This is a genomic window from Gammaproteobacteria bacterium, assembly GCA_029862005.1.
In the GTDB taxonomy this organism is placed as follows: Bacteria; Pseudomonadota; Gammaproteobacteria.
Genome location: JAOTYD010000091.1, coordinates 1 through 2,937, shown reverse-complemented (window position 1 = coordinate 2,937; position 2,937 = coordinate 1). Strand labels below are relative to the sequence as shown.

General features: G+C 53.1%; 4 protein-coding genes and 1 other RNA gene. 2 read left to right on the top strand and 3 right to left on the bottom strand.

Annotated features, from left to right (window positions below; all coding sequences use genetic code 11):
• Positions 1 to 69 precede the first annotated feature (69 nt).
• The 3 genes from ssrS to OES20_19055 form a co-directional block, all read right to left on the bottom strand.
• A non-coding RNA gene (gene ssrS, locus OES20_19065) (6S RNA) lies at positions 70 to 251 on the bottom strand.
• A 54-nt stretch (positions 252 to 305) separates the two neighbouring features.
• Positions 306 to 617: a cell division protein ZapA gene (locus tag OES20_19060; GenBank protein ID MDH3636793.1), complete on the bottom strand. Its 312-nt coding sequence runs from the start codon at positions 615 to 617 to the stop codon at positions 306 to 308.
• Positions 614 to 844 (bottom strand): TIGR02449 family protein, encoded by a 231-nt coding sequence (locus OES20_19055; GenBank protein ID MDH3636792.1) that lies wholly within the window; start codon positions 842 to 844, stop codon positions 614 to 616. Before OES20_19055 ends, OES20_19060 begins: the two co-directional genes overlap by 4 nt.
• Positions 845 to 951: 107 nt before the next feature.
• Here OES20_19055 and OES20_19050 point away from each other — a divergent pair, with 107 nt between their 5' ends.
• On the top strand, positions 952 to 1,494 hold the full coding sequence (locus tag OES20_19050) for a UPF0149 family protein (GenBank protein MDH3636791.1): 543 nt from the start codon (positions 952 to 954) through the stop codon (positions 1,492 to 1,494).
• Between the two features lie 114 nt (positions 1,495 to 1,608).
• On the top strand, positions 1,609 to 2,913 hold the full coding sequence (gene pepP, locus OES20_19045) for a Xaa-Pro aminopeptidase (protein MDH3636790.1): 1,305 nt from the start codon (positions 1,609 to 1,611) through the stop codon (positions 2,911 to 2,913).
• Positions 2,914 to 2,937 lie beyond the last annotated feature (24 nt).

Genomic DNA, 2,937 nt, shown 5'->3' with positions numbered 1-2,937 from the left:
CATGCTTAATGTGGTTTGTAATCGATCCGCGTAAGCACTGGAAAAGCAACGAATAAAATCGAGGATAGGATACCAACCACGGTGTCGTCGCAAATCTATCAACCTTGAACCGAAGGTTCAGGTGGGGTTATTGGCAACCCATTAGGCTTCCTGACTCGTCAGGCATGCACATCAGTGTTACACGGAAGTCCCCGAGATTGATAAATAGGCTCAAGGATTATGATGAATGCTAACGATCACCGTAGTCAGTATCCTAATGACTATGGCCTTAAATTGGTGAAAAGTACAATTTAAAATTCTAATGGCTAGATTTCTAACTGCTTTGCCTGTTCGAGGACGCGGGAAATCTTGTTTTCCAGGTCCTTCAGGCGTGGCGGCAGTTCCTGGCCGAGCTCCTTGTCGACGTTGCTGGTTCTGAGCAGGTCATTGGCCATATTCAGCGCGGTAATGACCGCGATCCGTTCCGAACCCATGATATTGCCGGTATCGCGTATTTCACGCATCTTGCTGTCGAGAAACTTGGCCGATTCGAGCAGTGCTGACTGCTCCCCGGGGGGGCAGGCTACCTTGTAGTCCTTGTCGAGTATCGAAATATTGATCGGTTGAGCGTCTGTCATGAGCCTAGTTCGAGTGATCTTAAGCGGGAAATCATCGCCTCAACCCGGCTGCGCGCCATTTCGGTCTTCTCGATCAGTTGAGAGCGTTCGGTCACCAGCTTGTCTTTCTGCTGTTTCAGGCTGGTATTTTCATGTTTGAGAGAGCCTACAGTTTCAATGAGCTCGTCGATACGCTGCTCGAGCTGCCTGAGGTCGTCTTCTGTATATACGTTTTTATCGGAGTCCATAGTGCAATCATAGGCCTTAAGTCGCGCAGGTCAACATACAGTTGTTTTTTGCCACCACGCACGAGTGCTAGAATGCAAAAATTATACGAATCTACGGGTTTTCTACAATGCTCGATTTTGACAGCGTGCAAACCGCGTTACAGGACCTGGGCGCGACCGCCGATGCGGCCGAGTCTCACGGCACCCTGTGCGCGCTATTGCTCGACAGTGCGGCGCTTGCAACCTGGTTGGGCCATACCCTGGAAGATTTGCCCGACAGGGGTAACGTGCTGGCGATGGAGCAGCTTGGCGTGCTCGAGCGCCTTTACCAGCTGACCCGTGAGCAACTGGATAACGACGACCTGAGCCTGGAATTGCTGTTGCCCGACGAGAGCGATGATTTTGGCCTGAGACTGCTGGGACTGTCGAGTTGGTGTCAGGGGTTTCTGTATGGCATTGGGGTCGCCGGTGTCGCCAGCGATGACAGGCTTGACGATGAGGCTAGCGAGTGTTTGTCAGACTTGCTCGAAATTAGTAAGCTCAGCCATGACGAGGAAAACAGCGATGAATCCGAACTGCAGTTTGCCGAGATTGTCGAGCACGTGCGTATGGCAACGCTGCTGTTGCACGAGACTCTGAACCCGTTACAAGCTCCATCAAAAGTACACTAGTCGTGGATAAAGGCATCGCGGGTGCCTTCGAGGGGAACAGAGCTGAAGGTCTGTCCCCAATGGATCAGACTTAATCTTTATACCCCAGGTATCCAAACTGAAAGAAACTACTCTATGAAACCAGCCGAATTCAAACGCCGCCGTAGTCAATTGATGAAAATGATGGGCAAGAATACGATCGCGATTCTACCCTCGGCCAGTGAGATCATCCGCAATCGCGATGCCCATTTTCCGTTTCGCCAGGACAGCGATTTTCTCTATCTGACCGGATTCAACGAACCCGATGCGGTGATGGTACTGATTCCCGGCCGCAAGCATGGCGAGTATATTCTGTTTTGCCGTGAGAAAGATCCGGAACAGGAGACCTGGAACGGTCGCCGTGCCGGGCAGGAGGATGCGGTCGAAATATACGGTGCCGACGATTCCTTTCCGATAGACGATATCGACGATATCCTGCCGGGACTGCTCGAAGGCACTGACAGTATTTTTTATACCATGGGTGGTTCCGCGGAATTCGATAAACGCCTGATTGGCTGGGTCAATCATATAAAGGCGCAATCGCGCGCCGGCCTGCATGTGCCCTCCGAGTTCGTATCGCTGGACTATATCCTGCACGATATGCGCCTTTACAAGAGCCGCGAGGAACTGCGTCTGATGCGCAAGGCCGCCGCGATCAACGTGCGCGCGCACAATCGCGCGATGAAAATATGTACGCCGGGTAAATATGAGTATCAGATTCATGCCGAATTCGATCATGAATATCGCATTAACAATGCCAACCACGCCTACTCGGCAATCGTCGGCGGCGGTGCCAACGGTTGCATTTTGCATTACACCGACAATAACGACGAGTTGAAGGACGGCGATTTGCTGTTGATCGATGCCGGTTGCGAAGTCGAGGGCTATGCCTCCGACGTCACCCGCACCTTTCCGATTAACGGCCAGTATTCGAGCGCCCAGCGCGAGGTTTACGATATCGTGCTCGCCGCGCATACGGCCGCGGTGAAGAAGGTCCAGCCCGGTAACCACTGGAACGACCCGCATAATGCCGCGGTGCGGGTGATCACCAAAGGGCTGGTCGAGCTCAAGCTGTTAAAGGGAACCGTGCCGAAGCTGATCAAGGAGCAGGCTTACCGCAGGTTTTACATGCATCGCACCGGCCACTGGCTCGGGCTCGATGTGCACGATGTCGGCGACTACAAGGTTGGCGAAGAATGGCGCCTGCTCGAACCCGGTATGGTGCTGACCATCGAGCCTGGTATTTATATTCCCGCAAAAAGCCGAGGCGTGCACCGCAAATGGTGGGATATCGGCATCCGTATCGAAGACGACGTGCTGGTGACGCGCCAGGGTTACGAAATTCTGACCGATGCCCTGCCGCGGAAGGCGAACGAAATCGAAGCGCTGATGGCAAGCTAATGAAGGATGTCGCGATTATCGGTG